The organism is Rheinheimera sp. A13L, assembly GCF_000217935.1.
Taxonomy (GTDB): Bacteria; Pseudomonadota; Gammaproteobacteria; order Enterobacterales; family Alteromonadaceae; genus Pararheinheimera.
The window spans coordinates 86,140-100,692 of the sequence record NZ_AFHI01000009.1; the positions used below are offsets into that span (position 1 = coordinate 86,140).

11 protein-coding genes are annotated in these 14,553 nt (G+C 46.7%); 7 read left to right on the top strand and 4 right to left on the bottom strand.

The genetic code is table 11. From position 1 onward, the window contains the following. Positions 1-99 precede the first annotated feature (99 nt). Positions 100-2,685, bottom strand: a complete 2,586-nt coding sequence (gene mutS / locus RHEIN_RS06230) for a DNA mismatch repair protein MutS (RefSeq protein WP_008898129.1) — start codon at positions 2,683-2,685, stop codon at positions 100-102. A gap of 32 nt (positions 2,686-2,717) precedes the next feature. Here mutS and RHEIN_RS06235 point away from each other — a divergent pair, with 32 nt between their 5' ends. Both RHEIN_RS06235 and recA read left to right on the top strand, forming a co-directional pair. Next, positions 2,718-3,209 (top strand): CinA family protein, encoded by a 492-nt coding sequence (locus RHEIN_RS06235; protein WP_008898130.1) that lies wholly within the window; start codon positions 2,718-2,720, stop codon positions 3,207-3,209. A 66-nt stretch (positions 3,210-3,275) separates the two neighbouring features. Beyond that, positions 3,276-4,334, top strand: a complete 1,059-nt coding sequence (gene recA, locus RHEIN_RS06240) for a recombinase RecA (RefSeq protein WP_008898131.1) — start codon at positions 3,276-3,278, stop codon at positions 4,332-4,334. A gap of 171 nt (positions 4,335-4,505) precedes the next feature. Here the strand turns inward: recA and RHEIN_RS06245 are convergent, their stop codons facing one another. After that, positions 4,506-5,384 (bottom strand): hypothetical protein, encoded by an 879-nt coding sequence (locus RHEIN_RS06245; protein WP_008898132.1) that lies wholly within the window; start codon positions 5,382-5,384, stop codon positions 4,506-4,508. Between the two features lie 171 nt (positions 5,385-5,555). On the opposite strand from RHEIN_RS06245, the gene metA reads away from it, so the two are divergent. The 3 genes from metA to metH are packed head-to-tail and all read left to right on the top strand — an operon-like array spanning position 5,556 to position 10,170. After that, positions 5,556-6,482, top strand: a complete 927-nt coding sequence (gene metA / locus RHEIN_RS06250; protein ID WP_008898133.1) for a homoserine O-acetyltransferase MetA — start codon at positions 5,556-5,558, stop codon at positions 6,480-6,482. Further along, the gene (locus RHEIN_RS21410; protein ID WP_008898134.1) at positions 6,479-7,543 is read left to right on the top strand and encodes a homocysteine S-methyltransferase family protein; all 1,065 of its coding nucleotides are present in this window, start codon (positions 6,479-6,481) and stop codon (positions 7,541-7,543) included. Before metA ends, RHEIN_RS21410 begins: the two co-directional genes overlap by 4 nt. Beyond that, a complete protein-coding gene (metH, locus tag RHEIN_RS06260) occupies positions 7,543-10,170 on the top strand; it encodes a methionine synthase (RefSeq protein WP_008898135.1) in 2,628 nt (875 codons plus the stop codon). Before RHEIN_RS21410 ends, metH begins: the two co-directional genes overlap by 1 nt. 38 nt (positions 10,171-10,208) lie before the next feature. Here metH and RHEIN_RS06265 read toward each other — a convergent pair whose 3' ends face one another. Then, positions 10,209-10,904, bottom strand: coding sequence for a flagellar brake domain-containing protein (locus tag RHEIN_RS06265; protein ID WP_008898136.1), 696 nt, complete (start codon positions 10,902-10,904; stop codon positions 10,209-10,211). A gap of 215 nt (positions 10,905-11,119) precedes the next feature. Between RHEIN_RS06265 and RHEIN_RS06270 the strand changes: the two genes are divergently transcribed. Both RHEIN_RS06270 and RHEIN_RS06275 read left to right on the top strand, forming a co-directional pair. Next, a complete protein-coding gene (locus RHEIN_RS06270) occupies positions 11,120-12,286 on the top strand; it encodes a tetratricopeptide repeat protein (protein ID WP_040554638.1) in 1,167 nt (388 codons plus the stop codon). Between the two features lie 13 nt (positions 12,287-12,299). Next, positions 12,300-13,232: a M28 family peptidase gene (locus RHEIN_RS06275; RefSeq protein ID WP_008898138.1), complete on the top strand. Its 933-nt coding sequence runs from the start codon at positions 12,300-12,302 to the stop codon at positions 13,230-13,232. A 19-nt stretch (positions 13,233-13,251) separates the two neighbouring features. Here the strand turns inward: RHEIN_RS06275 and RHEIN_RS06280 are convergent, their stop codons facing one another. Next, positions 13,252-14,520 (bottom strand): pirin family protein, encoded by a 1,269-nt coding sequence (locus RHEIN_RS06280; protein ID WP_008898139.1) that lies wholly within the window; start codon positions 14,518-14,520, stop codon positions 13,252-13,254. Between the last annotated feature and the right edge of the window lie 33 nt (positions 14,521-14,553).

Genomic DNA, 14,553 nt, shown 5'->3' on the forward strand with positions numbered 1-14,553 from the left:
GCGGCGTAGTATAGGGCCTGCCCACACCAAGGGAATACAACTGGCCGCTTTGGACAAACTTAGTTCAGAAATAACAACGCTCCTTTTTCAACCCTATTTCTACAAGCTGGCTTTCAGTTGATACAACAAATCCAAAGCCTGACGGGCTGATAGCTGATCAGGATCCAGTTTTGCCAGTTGCTCCAGTATTGGGTGAGGTTCTGCTTCGACAAATAATTGTTGCTGCAAAGGTTCTGCTGTTTTAGCCGCTGCAGGCGCTTTGGCACTGACAACTGACTGTTGTTCCAATTGAGCCAGTTTTTGTTTGGCTTTTTGGATCACTATCCTGGGCACGCCAGCCAACTGAGCCACCTGTAGACCATAACTTTTACTGGCTGCGCCGTCTTGCACCTGATGCATAAAGACGATGTGTTCGTCGTGCTCGACCGCATCCAGGTGAATATTGGCTAAGCCCTGTAACTGAGAGGCTAGTTCAGTTAACTCAAAATAATGGGTGGCAAACAAGGTCATGGCTTTCAGTTGCTGCGCCAGGTATTCAGCACAGGCCCAGGCCAAAGACAAACCATCATAAGTACTGGTGCCACGGCCTATTTCATCCATCAACACTAAGCTTTGCGCTGTCGCATGATGCAAAATAGTGGCAGTTTCTGTCATTTCCACCATAAAGGTAGAACGGCCTGACGCCAAATCATCGGATGCACCCACCCGGGTGAATATCCGGTCGACCGGGCCTAATACAGCGCGCTCTGCCGGAACAAAACTACCTATATAAGCCATCAGGACGATCAACGCATTCTGACGCATATAAGTCGATTTACCGCCCATATTCGGGCCTGTAATCATCAGCATGCGCCGCTCTGGCGACAGCTTAAGTGGGTTCGCGATAAAAGGTTCTGTCATTACCTGTTCTACTACGGGGTGACGACCTGCTTCTATCTGTATTCCTGGCTCTGGCGTCAGTTCTGGCTGATGGTAGTTCAGCTGTTCAGCCCGTTCGGCAAAGTTGGTGAGTAAATCCAGCTCGGCCAAAGCCGCTGAAAGTTGCTGCAGTTCAGCCAGGTAAGGTGCTGTTAAATCAAACAACTCTTCATACAGCTGCTTTTCCAATGCCAAAGCTTTGCTTTGACTGCCAAGCACCTTGTCTTCGTATTCTTTTAATTCAGGAATAATAAAACGTTCGTTGTTTTTTAACGTCTGGCGGCGAATATAATCCGCTGGAACCTGATCGGCAGCGCTGCGGCCGGTTTCAATGTAATAGCCAGCTACTCTGTTAAAACCCACTTTGAGTGACGCTATGCCGGTACGTTCTTTTTCTCGTTGCTCCAGTCGCTCCAGATAATCAGTGGCACCTGTTGCCAGTTCACGCCATTGATCCAATGCGGCGTTGTAGCCAGAAGCTATCACGCCGCCATCGCGAATTAGCATAGGAGGGGTTTCAACTATGGCACGCTCTAATAAATCACAAAGCTCTGGCAGCGGCTGACATTTAGCGGTCAACTGAGCCAATAAAGGGCTTTGTAATTGGCTCAATTCAGGCGATAGTTCTGGCAATAACTGCAAAGCCGCACGTAAACGTGAGAAATCTCGGGGTCGGGCGCTTCGAAGTGCTAAGCGGGCAATAACGCGTTCTGTATCACCCACTTGTTTAAACAGTGGCTGTAAGTTTTGATGATGCTGCTGCAATTCAGCAACGGCCTGATGACGGCCTGTCACCAAGGCCTGATCGCGTAGCGGCGCATGGATCCAGCGCTTTAATAAACGGCTGCCCATAGCGGTCTGGCATTGGTCAAGCACAGCTGCGAGCGTGTGATCAAACTGGCCAGCTAAGGTTTGGGTCAGCTCTAAATTACGTCGGGTTGCTGCATCCAGTACTATACAGTCCTGATTACGTTCAAGAGCGATAGAACGGATATGAGGTAACTGAGCGCGCTGGGTGTCTTTGACATACCCCATTAGGCAGCCTGCGGCCATCAGCGACACAGGGGCTTGTTCTACGCCAAAACTTTGTAAGTCGCGGGTGCCGAATTGTTGGGTTAACAAGCGTTTGGCGTTGCTTAACTCAAATTCCCAGACAGGGCGGCGGCGCACACCTTTACGGTTAATGACGCTATCCGGCCAGTCCTGCTCTTCGGCATATAAAATTTCTGCAGGATTTAAACGCTGCAACAACGCCAATAAGTCATCCAGATGGGTGACTTCGTTAACTAAAAAACGGCCGCTGCTTAAATCCAGATAAGCAAAACCATAACTGCCTTTTTGCTGATACAAAGCCGACACCAGGGTGTCTTGCCGTTCATTCAGCAGCGCTTCGTCTGTGACTGTGCCTGGAGTCACAATACGCACCACAGCACGTTCAACAGGCCCTTTGCTCAAAGCCGGATCGCCGATTTGTTCACAAATAGCAGCGGACTCACCCAGTTGCACTAAACGGGCTAAATAACCTTCTATCGAGTGATAAGGCACGCCTGCCATAGGAATAGGCTGACCCGCCGACTGACCTCTTTTGGTCAGGGAAATATCTAACAGGGCAGAGGCCTTTTTGGCGTCATCGTAAAACAGCTCGTAAAAGTCACCCATACGATAAAACAGCAAAATATCAGGATGCTGGCATTTCAGGCCAAGGTACTGTTGCATCATCGGAGTGTGCGGGCTTAGGGCTTGCCCGTCTTTCTGTTCTGGCGGCATAATGGCTTAATAATTCCTGCGTTGGACCAAAGATGACAATTCCAGTAACCACCTATCAATTGGCGGCGGATCTCGGAGCGCTATTATTGCGGAAAAACATCAGTATCACCACAGCAGAATCCTGCACTGGGGGTGGTATTGCTTATGTGTTAACCGCAGTGCCTGGCAGTTCGGCTTATCTGGACCGATCTTTTGTCACCTACAGCAATAAATCCAAGCAACAGCTGTTAGGTGTAAAAGCTGAAACCTTGTTGCAATACGGTGCTGTCAGTAAAGAAACTGTATTGGAAATGGCTGTAGGTGCTGCCAAAGCCGCTGGTGCTGAAGTGGCAGTCGCAGTGTCTGGTATTGCAGGCCCTGACGGCGGTTCTGCCACCAAACCTGTGGGTACTGTGTTTTTCTGTTTTGAAATTTTGGGCCATCAGGTATTGTCGCACCGTATCTTTGATGGCGACAGAGCCACAGTGCGCCAGCAGGCAATCGATTTTGTCTTGCAGCAGTTGATCTTGTTATTGACAGACTAAAGCAAAAAGACTACTGTATGAGCATACAGCACTTTGAGTGCATCCAAGAATCCACCGGAGAGAGCAATGGACGACAATAAACAAAAAGCACTGACCGCAGCCTTAGGTCAAATCGAACGCCAGTTTGGTAAAGGTTCAATTATGCGTCTGGGCGACAGCACTGCGCTTGATATCGACTTTATCCCTACAGGTTCGTTAGGTTTGGATATTGCGCTCGGCATAGGCGGTTTGCCTTGTGGTCGTATTGTTGAGATCTACGGTCCTGAATCTTCAGGTAAAACGACTTTAACTTTACAAGTCGTAGCTGAAGCTCAGCGTATGGGTAAAACCTGTGCTTTTATCGATGCTGAACACGCGCTGGACCCTGTATATGCTAAAAAATTAGGTGTGAATGTCGATGATTTATTAGTGTCTCAGCCGGATACGGGTGAGCAGGCACTGGAAATCTGTGACATGTTAGTGCGCTCAGCAGCGGTAGACGTCATTGTTGTCGACTCAGTGGCCGCTTTAACACCACGCGCTGAAATTGAAGGCGATATGGGTGACAGCCATGTAGGTTTACAGGCACGTTTAATGTCTCAGGCGCTGCGTAAACTGACAGGTAATATCAAACGTTCAAACACTTTATGTATTTTCATCAACCAAATCCGTATGAAAATTGGTGTGATGTTTGGTTCACCAGAAACTACGACAGGCGGTAACGCATTAAAATTCTACGCTTCAGTACGTTTAGATATTCGTCGTACTGGTTCTGTCAAAGATGGCGACGAAGTGACGGGTAACGAAACCCGCGTCAAAGTGGTAAAAAACAAAGTAGCACCACCGTTTAAACAAGCCGAATTTATTATTATGTACGGCGCTGGTATCAGCAAAGATGGCGAGTTAGTCGACTTAGGTGTACTGCATAAGTTGATCGACAAAGCCGGTGCCTGGTATGCATACAAAGGCAACAAAATTGGTCAGGGTAAAGCCAACGCCATGAAGTACCTGCAGGAAAACCCTGCTGTTGCCAAAGAAATTGAAGCTGAATTACGCCGTATGCTGTTACTGGAACCATCTAAAGGTGCTCCGTCACCAGCAGAAGATTTTGGTATGCTGCCAGCTGATGCAGAAGCAGACCTGTAAGCTGTATTCGCTCAGGCTGTATCGGCTCAAGCTCTGGTAGCTCAGGCTGATATCACTACAAAATACAAAACAAACCCGGCTCAGGTCGGGTTTGTTGTTTTTACCGGCTTTGTTTTGGTTCGGTTTGATGCAGAAGTATGATGTGGTGGGGTATAGCGCTACTTGTTGCCCTTATTGCTTAGCCTTTTGCTGCGAAGGGTTTAGCACTTTGTATTTTTTCTGGTCGATAAAAAAACCAGCTTGCGAATACAGTTGCTCAATGCGGCCTTGTTGCTCCAACAAGGCCAGCCCTTTATTTAACGCCGTATAAGCCAGCTTACCTTCTGGGTGCTGTTTGCTGATGACAAAATGCCTGCTGTCATCCAGTAAAACCGCAAGACCGGGCACCAGTTGCAGTTTAATTTGCTCCAGCACAAAGCTGCCGTCAGAGGACGGATAAAAAGGCATCAACATAAAATCAACCCATTGCATATGCACCATGCGGGCCTGGCTCAACCATTCGTCCTCTCTGATCAGCTCTTTTAATGGCAAAGCCGATAAAGTTGCCCAATCTGTATGCCATTTGGGGGTCGACACGGCGGTCAGCTTTTGCAGGTCCTTCAACTCTTTTATTGCAAATACTTTGGTATTGTCTGGGCTGGCGTAAATGCCAGCCATATAGTGACCACGTTTTACTATGGGACTGGATATATAGACCTTATCGGACAGTTTGTTGGCATCACTAAGCCAGTAGGTGTCAAAACTCAGCAGCAGCTCGCCATTCTCCAGCATTTTGGTATTACGAAAATTCACTTTACCCGGCAGGTAATGAAAATTTTTATGGAAACCGCCCAGCTTCAGCGCTTGCTGCAGCAATACCATGTCGGCCACATCACGGCGCATAAAACTGCCGCTGAAATCTGTCAGTTCTAATACATCACGACCATCCAGAAAAGCCAGATAATCCTGGTAAACATCATCTCTGATATAAATAGTGATGGGCTTTGCCAAAGCGGAAAAACACCACAGTAAACAACATAACAGCAAAAACGGGGAACAGGTTTTTTGCATGAGTATGTCCTGTTGGTGAAAGATTTTTTAAGCATAAACAGGAATAAGCCAGTTGGAAACGTCAAAGCAGATTTTTACTTTTTTTAATTTAGACGTCTAAACGTTTAGAAGTTGACATTTCCAATGCTTTGAGCCAGAGTAACCTCATTTTTCAGCCTTGTCGGAGATGCTATGCCTATTAAAGTCATTGATCAGTTGCCTGCTGTAGAAGCTCTTTCTGCAGAGAACGTTTTTGTCATGACTGAAAGCCGGGCTTTATCACAGGATATCCGGCCGCTGAAAATCGCTATTCTGAATTTAATGCCAAATAAAGTTGCGACTGAAATTCAGCTGCTGCGCTTATTGGCCAATAGTCCGCTGCAAGTGGATGTGGAGCTGATAAGACTCGACAACCATGTCAGCAAAAATACGCCACAAAATCATCTCGACTGTTTTTATCGCTATTTTTCTGATGTACAGCAGCAAAATTATGATGGCCTTATTATCACAGGTGCGCCTTTAGGTTTAGTCAATTACGAGGATGTCAGTTATTGGCCTCAACTGGCAGAAATTTTGACCTGGGCTGACCGGCATGTGACTTCAACCTTGTTTTTGTGCTGGGCTGCTCATGCGGCTTTGTATCATTACTATGGCTTGCAGCGTGAAATTCGTGGTGAGAAGTTATCAGGTGTGTATTGGCAAAACGTCTCTCAGCCTTTAAGCCCTTTAGTTCGGGGTTTTGACGATGAATTTTTGGTGCCCCATTCACGTTATGCCCAGGTGCCAAAACAAAAATACCAACATCATCCGGATTTGCATGTATTGGCAGAAGCTGATGCGACAGGCGCTTATTTGCTGCAAAACAGCACCGGCAGCCGGGTGTTTGTGACCGGTCATCCTGAGTACGATTTGACCACCTTGAATGATGAATACCAGCGCGATGTCGCCGCAGGTCTTGAGCCAAAAATTCCTGAGAACTACTATAAACAAAATGATCCGGCCAAAGGTCCGCATAAGTTATGGCAAAGCCATGCCTTTTTATTATTCAGCAACTGGCTGAATTATTATGTGTATCAGGCCACACCTTTTGATATTCAGCAGATAGGGCAGCAGTTATGACCAATCGCAGTGTGTTAACCCCAGACGCCCTTCGTGCGCTGTTAGGCCAACGTATTCTGGTACTAGATGGTGCTATGGGTACTATGATCCAACAGTATAAATTGCAGGAAGAAGATTACCGTGGCACTGAGTTTGCCAATTGGTCTACTGATTTAAAAGGTAATAACGACTTATTGGTGTTGACCAAACCTGAACTTATTCTGGATATTCATCGCCAGTACTTGGCTGCTGGTGCTGATATTCTGGAAACGAACAGCTTTAACGCCACGCCCATAGCTATGGCCGATTATGACATGTCACATCTGTCTGCCCGTATCAACCGCGAGTCGGCCGCTTTGGCACGTCAGGCTTGTGATGAATACAGCACGCCGGATAAACCACGTTTTGTTGCTGGTGTATTAGGCCCTACCAATAGAACTGCTTCTATTTCGCCTGATGTAAACGATCCGGGTTATCGTAATGTCGATTTTGACACCTTAGTCGAAGCCTATTGTGAATCCACTCATGCGCTGATTGAAGGCGGTGCTGACATTATTATGCTGGAAACCATTTTTGATACGCTCAACGCTAAAGCTGCGGCTTTTGCGGTACTCAAAGTATTTGATGAACTGGGTTTCAGTTTACCTGTGATGATCTCCGGTACTATCACTGATGCCTCTGGTCGCACTTTATCCGGCCAGACGACTGAAGCCTTTTATCATTCACTCGCTCATGTGCAACCTGTTAGTTTTGGCCTGAACTGCGCTTTAGGCCCCGATTTATTGCGGCCTTATGTAGAGACGCTATCTGGTATTTCAGAATGTTATGTTTCAGTGCATCCAAACGCTGGTTTACCCAATGAGTTTGGTGAATACGACTTAGACGCTGTAGAGATGGCCAAAGAAATTGCGGACTGGGCAGAGCAGGGTTTTTTAAATATTGTCGGTGGTTGTTGTGGCACCACGCCTGAACATATCAGGGCTATCAGTGATGTGGTGGCAGGAAAACCTGCACGTCAGCCGAAAGAAAAAACACATCAGTTTCATTTGTCTGGTTTAGAAGCTTTTGGTCTGGAGTGGTAATGCGACAACAAGCCCGTTTTATTAACGTTGGTGAACGCACTAACGTCACTGGCTCAGCCCGTTTTAAAAAGCTGATTTTAGAAGGCGAATACGAAAAAGCTTTGGATGTTGCGCGTCAGCAAGTCGAAAGTGGCGCTCAGATCATTGATATCAACATGGACGAAGCCATGCTCGACAGCAAGGCAGCCATGGTGCGTTACCTGAATTTACTGGCGTCTGAACCCGATATTTCCCGTGTGCCTATTATGGTCGACTCGTCGAAATGGGAAGTGATAGAAGCTGCACTGAAATGTATTCAGGGTAAGCCTGTCGTCAATTCTATTTCGCTCAAAGAAGGCATAGAGCCGTTTTTGTATCAGGCGAAATTGTTGCGCCGTTATGGTGCCGCTGTGGTGGTGATGGCCTTTGACGAAAAAGGTCAGGCTGATACCAAAGCGCGTAAAGTTGAAATCTGTCAGCGTGCCTACGACATTCTGGTCAATCAGATTGGTTTTCCACCAGAAGATATTATTTTTGATCCTAATATTTTTGCCGTGGCGACAGGCATAGAAGAGCATAACAATTACGCGGTCGACTTTATTGAAGCCACCCGTGAAATCAAGCGTTTATGCCCTTACGCTAAAATCTCAGGTGGCGTGTCCAATATCTCTTTTTCGTTCCGTGGTAACGACCCTGTGCGTGAAGCCATGCACTCGGTGTTTTTGTACCATGCCATTGGGGCCGGCATGGACATGGGCATAGTCAACGCAGGCCAGTTGGCTGTGTATGACGATATTCCAGAGTTATTACGTGAGCGGGTAGAAGATGTGATCTTAAACCGCCGCGACGACGCCACAGAACGCTTACTGGATATTGCCGCTGAATTTAAAGGCGATGGCTCTGTTGCCGTTAAGGAAGATGAAGCCTGGCGCGCCTGGCCTGTCAATAAACGTCTTGAACATGCTTTAGTGAAAGGTATTACCGACTTTATCGATCAGGACACCGAAGAAGCCCGCCTCACTGTAGAGCGGCCTTTGCATGTGATTGAAGGTCCGCTGATGGACGGCATGAACGTGGTCGGTGACTTATTCGGCGAAGGTAAAATGTTCTTACCTCAGGTGGTTAAATCCGCCCGTGTGATGAAAAAAGCTGTGGCCTATTTACAGCCTTTTATCGAACTGGAAAAAGCCGGCACTGGTGCTCGTGCTCAGGGCAAAGTGCTGATGGCGACAGTTAAAGGCGATGTGCACGACATAGGCAAAAACATTGTGGGTGTGGTGCTGCAGTGTAATAACTATGAAGTCATCGATCTTGGCGTGATGGTGCCATGCGCCACTTTGCTGCAAAAAGCCAAAGAACTGAATGTCGATATTATCGGCTTGTCCGGGCTTATTACGCCTTCTCTGGACGAGATGGTGCATGTGGCCAAAGAAATGACCCGCTTAGGTTTTGACATCCCACTGCTGATAGGTGGCGCTACGACGTCTAAAGCCCATACCGCGATAAAAATTGCACCCAGTTATCAGCATGGTGTGGTTTATGTGCCTAATGCGTCACGCAGCGTGTCTGTAGTGCAGTCGCTGATCAGCAAAGAACATAAGCCAGCTTTTTTAGAACGGGTGAATGATGAATACGTCAGAGCTCGTGAGCAGCATGCCCGCAGCAGGCCAGGTGAAAAACTGCTGACGCTGGGGCAGGCGCGAGCTAATAAATTCAAACTGGATTTAACCAAAGTGGTACCAGCGCCAAAACAACCTGGTGTGCATTTATGGCAGGATGTTGATTTAGAAAAGCTGCGTGATTACATCGACTGGACGCCATTTTTCCTGACCTGGCAGTTATCCGGTAAATTCCCGGCCATTTTGAATCACCCTGAAGTGGGCATGGAAGCGCGTCGGGTGCACAGAGACGCCAACGCTATTCTTGACTTGATGATCCAGCAGAAGAAAGTGCAGGGCAAAGCTGTGTTTGGCTTTTTCCCTGCCAATAGTTTGGGGGATGACATTATTGTCTACACAGACGAAAGCAGAACTACAGAGCGCTGCCGTTTGTTTAACTTACGTCAGCAATTGCAGCTGCGTAATGACAATCCAAACTGCTGTTTAGCTGACTTTGTGGCTCCGGTTGGGTCTGGTATTGCTGACTATATAGGTGGTTTTGCCGTCAGCACAGGTTTTGGTGCAGATGAGCTGGCTGCTGAATTTGCCGCTCAGCATGATGATTACAACAGCATTATGGTCAAGGCCTTAGCTGACCGTCTGGCCGAAGCTTTAGCTGAATACCTGCATATGAAAGTACGACGTGAATTCTGGGGTTATGCTCCGGAAGAAAGCCTGGATAACGAGCAACTTATTCGTGAGTTGTATCAGGGCATACGACCAGCACCTGGTTATCCGGCTTGTCCAGAGCACACTGAAAAAGGCACTTTATGGCAGCTGCTGGATGTGGAGGCGCAAACTGGTATCCAATTAACTGAAAGTTATGCCATGTGGCCAGGCGCTGCTGTCAGTGGTTGGTATTTTGCTCATCCGGATAGCAAATACTTTGCAGTCAGCAAAATTGGTATTGATCAAAAAGATGAATACGCCGCTAAAAAAGGCTGGAGTGCTGAACAAGCGGAAAGTTGGTTGGCACCGAATTTAGGGTGATAGACAGGTGGGTCAGAGCCACGGCTCTGACCCTGCAACTAGCTGGCGATAGCAGTGTCTACGATAAAACGTTGCAGCATTTTTGCGACCTGTCGTTCTGGTAGATCAAACTTAATACCTAAAGACAACTCCTGTAATTCCAGATGGCAGTTCATTATTTCGCCTGGGATCTGAATACGTTCCTCTTCTCCTGGCACCAATAACTCCAGCACTATTGATACTTTATTGATCTGGCTGGAGTCTGCATGTAATTTCATCGAAAAACGGCAGCCACAAGGCGAGATATCAATAACAAAGCCATTATAAAGTGAAAAATTCTCTGGTAACGCTCCTTGTTCCACCGGATTCACATAAGCTGGAATAAAAGCCCTGATCCGCTGTTTTGCCCGTAAAGATCGGTTTTCAATCTGTTGCGGATACTCCAGAAACAGCAGATGAACCGGATGATGAGAAATGGTTTTAATGGTGGCTCTAAAAGCAATACATTCACCTAAGTCACCTTCAAGCAGGCAACGCACTACAGTGACATTACCTTCTACAAAAACTTCTTTATAAGCACCGTCTATCACTTGTTGCGGAAGTTTGAGCACCAGATAGCGATTTTTTTCATAACCAACCAGGGACGTTCGGATCCTTAAACTATTGGGCTGTGAAAACTGTAAATCCACTAATGAGCCGGGATGTAAGTGGCGGATTTTTTCATGCACCACGGGTGAAAGTAACGACTGTTCCATCGATAGTTACTCCTGATTAAAAAATGAACAAAAACGAATCTTTGATTAATAGTGCAAATATGATAAAAATGCAAAGTTATTTTCCGTTTTAGAAACTGATTTTATCAATTATGCCAAAGGGTGAAAAAACGGGATGGGAGCTGTATACGAAAAAAGCCGCTACTGATAAAAATGCCCTATAGTTTAATAATGAAAAGCTAAGACAGATGACGGCCATGAAACTTCTTCTGAGCATTGGTTTGGTTATGCTTTTAGCAGCATGTCAGCAAAACAATATCCCAACCATAGCGCCTGGCGCTCTGCTGAATGACGATTTATTTAAACCTGTTGATGCTGTGATTGAAACTCCGGAACAAATTTTTGCTTTGCCTGAGCAAACCAAAGCAGATATCCGACAGCTTACACGCTCTGCCTTTTCAGCCAGGGTGAAAACGGATTTGTTACTGAATTACTTGTTTGAGAAAAAAGGCACCAGTTTACTGTATCAAAACGATGCCACTTTGACGGCTACAGAAACCTTAGCCGCCCGCCAGGCGAATTGTTTGTCTTTAACCATTTTATCTTACAGCCTGGCGCAGGAAATGGAGCTACAAGCTGAATTTCGGGATATAAAAATCCCGGAATACTGGACCAGGAATAATGGTCAGAGTTTGTTAAATGGCCATGTGAATTTAAGTATTGTGGGTGGAAAAAGTATAGGGAAAAATGGCAGCGTTAATTATAGCGTCTTTAATTATGTGATTGATTTTGATGTAGAAAGTAATAAAAGTCACTTCCCTTCAGTTGCGTTGAAGCAAAATCAGGTGATTGGTATGTTTTACAATAACAAAGCGGCTGAAGCTATGGTGTATCGCAACTATGATCTGGCTTACGCCTATTTAAAGGCCGCAGTGACTGTTGACCCTCACGCGGCTGAGAGCTGGAATAACCTTGCAGTTTTATATCGGCAGAAACAGCACTTTGAATTGGCTGAAAAAACCTATGTGTTGGCAGCGCAGCTGGCTCCAGACCAACTCAATTCTAAAGCAAATCTGGCGTTACTTTATGAGGTGATGGGAGAAACGGAAAAGGCTGCCCAGTTAAAGCGTGTAGTTACGGCAAAACGAAATCAAAACCCCTATTACCACATTATGTTAGGGCATGAATCTTTGGCTGCTGGCTGGGCACAAAAAGCGATAGAACATTATAAAAAGAGCCTTACATTAGATAAAAAATCAGCTGAGGCTATGTTTGGTCTGGCCAAAGCTCACTTGTCGCTAGGGCAAAAAGCCAAGGCTCAGCAGTACTTGCAGTCGGCTGAACAATCAGCTCCCAATCGCAGCGAACGTGAACGTTATCAATACAAACTAAAACTGCTGACAGCTGCTGCTGCGCAACATTAAGAGACTTCTGCCAGTGCTGTGTCGTTTTGTTTATTTTATCTGGCTGTTTTTCTGCACTCTGGCGCCTTGTGCGCTGCAGGCTCAATCTGCTTTATTGCATGATATTCAGCAGTTATCTGACGATCGTATGAGCGGGAGGAAAACGGCCACAGAAGGGGCACAACTGGCACGACAGTATATTCAGCAGCGCTTTGTTGACTTAGGTTTAACCGCATTAAAAGCAGATTTTCAGCATCCTTTTAGTTACAGATCCGGCTTTTCTGACAAAGAAGGTATTAATCTGATTGCTGAACTAAAAGGCTGTACTCAAGCTGATGCCTACATTGTGATGACGGCTCACTATGATCACTTAGGTATTGTTGCCGGAAAGGTATACAACGGCGCTGACGATAATGCCTCCGGAGTAGCGGCTATGCTGGCGCTGGCAGAACTGCTGAAAACTCAGCCTTGCCCTCATTACAGTTATCTTTTTGTCGCCACTGATGCAGAAGAGTCGGGACTTTATGGTGCAAAAGCTTTTGTCGCCTCGCCGCCGGTAGCCTTGCAGCACATAGCGTTAAATCTCAATCTGGATATGCTCAGTCGGGGAGAGCGGGCTAATCAGTTGTATCTGTATGGTGCATTTTCTTTACCTGGTGTGGCGGACTATTTAAACACTCAAGAGTTTTCGGTGAAGCTGAAATTGCGTAAAAGAGGCAAAGGATTAAGAGGGCAGCATCAGTTAGACTGGGCTAACGCCAGCGACCATGCTCCCTTTCGGCGCTCTGGCATCCCATTTTTGTTTTTTGGTGTCGACTCGCACAAAGACTATCATACGCCGCAGGATGACTGGCAGAGAATTAATCCTGCTTATTTGCAACGGATGTTTGACAGCCTGAGTCGGGTGGTACTCTGGTTAGACAAACAACCGCCTGAATGGTATCAGGCGGCACGAAAAACTAAATAACTTCTGACTCTGACAGAGGCTAAGGGGCAGGGATCCATTCCGGATCGTCAGCCAAACGAGGGAAAACACCGCTGTTCCACTCTTCTTTAGCCTGGACTAAACGCTCCGGACTACGAGCGACAAAGTTCCAGTTTAGCAGTACAGGATCTTCTACTTCATCGCCTCCCAACACCATAAAATGTGCTCCATCATCACCAGCGACCACTGTTAAATCTTCGGTCATCACCAGCATTTGGCCTGCATTCAGTACAGGTTCTTTCAATGAACCTGCAGCCAGATAAATGGCCAGCTGTTGCTCAGATTTAGGCAAATTCAGGCTGCTGCATGGCGTCAGTTTCAGTTCGGCATAACAGCAACGGGCTGGAAAACTTACGACTGAGGTCTGGGAAAAATAGTCACCTAAAAGTACACGTATCTCGCTGCCTGGCACCTGAATAGCCGGAAACAATGCGGCTGGGTAATGCTGGAAATCAGGTTCAGATTCTGCTTCGTCTTCTGGCAAGACTAACCAGATTTGCATGCCTTCCACTTTCACTTGTTCAGCACGAATATCGGCAGGTATGCGTTCGGAGTGGGCAATGCCCCGGCCAGCACGCATCAGGTTAACTGCGCCTGGTTCAATCCGCTGATTATTGCCAAGAGTGTCTCTATGCTGCATAGCGCCTGAAAACAAGTAGGTCACAGTTGCCAGACCAATATGTGGATGCTGCCGCACATCACCTTCGGTGCTGTCTGGGGTAAAAGTAGCAGGGCCCATATGATCCACAAAAATAAAGGGTCCAACACGGCGTTGTGCTTTGGCTGGCAACAAACGTTTGATGATAAAACCAATATCACGTTCTTGTGGTTGAATGATCAGAGGTTCGGTCTGATTTGTAGATACGGGTTCAGCTTTCAGGCTGGTGTGCACTTGTACTTCGGTTTGAGTCATCAGTTTGTGAACAGGGCATTTGTCAGCAATGGCCAGTAATTGCTCGCGCTGCTCTGTGGTTAAATCGCCAATTAACTCCAGACGGACATGCAACTGATACAAACCTTTTGCTTCAGCACTGTCATCCCGACTGATTTCAACTTTTACTTCTTGCAGCGGGATATTTTTGCGTTTGGCATAAAGCTGTAACGTCATGGCCTTGCAAGTGGCGAGCGCAGCATCAAATAAATCATGCGGATCTGGCCCTGTCGCTGAGCCTCCGGCTGCTTCTGATGCATCTGCATTCAATTGGTGGCTGCTGATTTGAATGGTCTGACGTAATTGACCCGGTGTATGTTGGCTGACAGTGATGGTCATAAATAAATCCTTTTTGAGGTAACTGAACCCAGC

What these genes read in the sequence shown, in the direction of transcription:
- mutS (WP_008898129.1), bottom strand. Translation starts at nt 2,685, where the DNA reads ATGCCGCCAGAACAGAAAGACGGGCAAGCCCTAAGCCCGCACACTCCG.
- RHEIN_RS21410 (WP_008898134.1), top strand. Translation starts at nt 6,479, where the DNA reads ATGACCAATCGCAGTGTGTTAACCCCAGACGCCCTTCGTGCGCTGTTA.
- RHEIN_RS06245 (WP_008898132.1), bottom strand. Translation starts at nt 5,384, where the DNA reads ATGCAAAAAACCTGTTCCCCGTTTTTGCTGTTATGTTGTTTACTGTGG.
- metH (WP_008898135.1), top strand. Translation starts at nt 7,543, where the DNA reads ATGCGACAACAAGCCCGTTTTATTAACGTTGGTGAACGCACTAACGTC.
- RHEIN_RS06270 (WP_040554638.1), top strand. Translation starts at nt 11,120, where the DNA reads ATGAAACTTCTTCTGAGCATTGGTTTGGTTATGCTTTTAGCAGCATGT.
- metA (WP_008898133.1), top strand. Translation starts at nt 5,556, where the DNA reads ATGCCTATTAAAGTCATTGATCAGTTGCCTGCTGTAGAAGCTCTTTCT.
- RHEIN_RS06280 (WP_008898139.1), bottom strand. Translation starts at nt 14,520, where the DNA reads ATGACCATCACTGTCAGCCAACATACACCGGGTCAATTACGTCAGACC.
- RHEIN_RS06235 (WP_008898130.1), top strand. Translation starts at nt 2,718, where the DNA reads ATGACAATTCCAGTAACCACCTATCAATTGGCGGCGGATCTCGGAGCG.
- recA (WP_008898131.1), top strand. Translation starts at nt 3,276, where the DNA reads ATGGACGACAATAAACAAAAAGCACTGACCGCAGCCTTAGGTCAAATC.
- RHEIN_RS06265 (WP_008898136.1), bottom strand. Translation starts at nt 10,904, where the DNA reads ATGGAACAGTCGTTACTTTCACCCGTGGTGCATGAAAAAATCCGCCAC.